The sequence below is a fragment of the Pedobacter sp. 01T416_2 genome, from assembly GCF_056398925.1.
On sequence record NZ_JBFTQI010001168.1, the window covers coordinates 1 to 1,189 of the forward strand.

The 1,189-nt window shown below is 36.5% G+C and carries 2 protein-coding genes and 1 pseudogene; 2 read left to right on the forward strand and 1 reads right to left on the reverse strand.

Features of this window, described 5'->3' with window-relative positions; translation table 11 throughout:
- The first annotated feature begins 17 nt into the window (after positions 1-17).
- Positions 18-125, forward strand: coding sequence for a phosphatase PAP2 family protein (locus tag AC1DPQ_RS28280; protein WP_477611649.1), 108 nt, complete (start codon positions 18-20; stop codon positions 123-125).
- On the opposite strand, the gene AC1DPQ_RS28285 is transcribed toward AC1DPQ_RS28280, so the two are convergent.
- A complete protein-coding gene (locus AC1DPQ_RS28285; protein WP_477582799.1) occupies positions 122-730 on the reverse strand; it encodes a Crp/Fnr family transcriptional regulator in 609 nt (202 codons plus the stop codon). The two genes, AC1DPQ_RS28280 and AC1DPQ_RS28285, sit on opposite strands and share 4 nt — an antisense overlap.
- Positions 731-949: 219 nt before the next feature.
- Here AC1DPQ_RS28285 and AC1DPQ_RS28290 point away from each other — a divergent pair.
- Positions 950-1,189 (forward strand): annotated as a pseudogene (locus tag AC1DPQ_RS28290) (HAD family phosphatase); the annotation flags it as partial.

The window sequence follows — 1,189 nt, forward strand, 5'->3', positions numbered from 1 at the left end:
CCATTGCCCCATCCAGAATTTATCTGGGTGCACATTGGTTTACCGATACAGTTGGTGGTTTTCTGCTAGGCTTAATCTGCCTTTTCCCGCTTTGCTATTTTTACTTCAAAAAGAAAGCAAATTAAGCCTTTTCTTCTGTCTTTTCTTTCTTTCTGATCCTGCTTAAAGTTTCGATTCGCATCCCCAGGTAGCTGGCCAAAAATTTTAAAGGAACCCTTGACTTTATAGTAGGATACCCGATTTTAAACTGTTTGTACCTTATTTCTGCTGAGGGGATTCGTGATAAAATAGATCGCTCTTGCGACATATGGTAATGTATAGCCAATAATTTTCTGGCCAAAATGTTGGTTTCAGGAAATTGCACATACAAGTCGTCAATAAAACGATATGGGAGTATAAGCAGTTCTGAATCTTCCAGCGCCTGATATTGTTCCTGATAAGTTGGGACAAGGCTGCCTGGATTTCGAATACTGCCAATCAGGTGATTTTCGTCAGTTAACCAGGCAGTAATATCTTTTCCTTCATCCAGTACAAAAGCCCGTACCAAGCCTTTAACAATAAAGAATAAACAATCGCCACTAATATTGCTAAGATCAGGCAAAATCTCATTCTTACGTACGGTGATTTTGAATGTTTCAGTTTTTGCCCGCTCAATTATTTCTTTTCTTAATGGCTGCAGCTCATTTAAATACTTGATAAGAGGATCACTTTCATGATGGGCAGCAGTCATAATATTATCCGGGGTTTTAAAACGATGCAAGCTATTGCTTGAATACCGGATTTCCAAATATGGAAACGAGTTCAACAGCCAAAAAATTACAGTTGTGGAAAATTTATTTTTCAGGCCATCCGTTTTCAACACCACTTTTAGGAATAAATTATTTGTTAAATTTTCGCTTTGATAACTATATTTTACTTAATCATAAAAAAATCTGATAATTTTGCCGCCATGACGAATAATAAACCAAAAGCTTTTCTTTTCGATCTTAATGGAACCATGATTAACGATATGGCTTTCCACAATCATGCCTGGCATAACATACTTACAAAAGATTTAGGAGCAAGTATTAGCTTCGATGCGGTTAAAAAACAGATGTACGGTAAAAACCAAGATCTGTTAGAACGTGTTTTTGGTATTGGTCATTTTTCTCAGGAACAGATTGATCAGATTTCAATCGAAAAAGAGCAT

Coding starts and splice junctions, on each gene's coding strand:
- AC1DPQ_RS28285 (WP_477582799.1), bottom strand. CDS start 730: ATGACTGCTGCCCATCATGAAAGTGATCCTCTTATCAAGTATTTAAAT.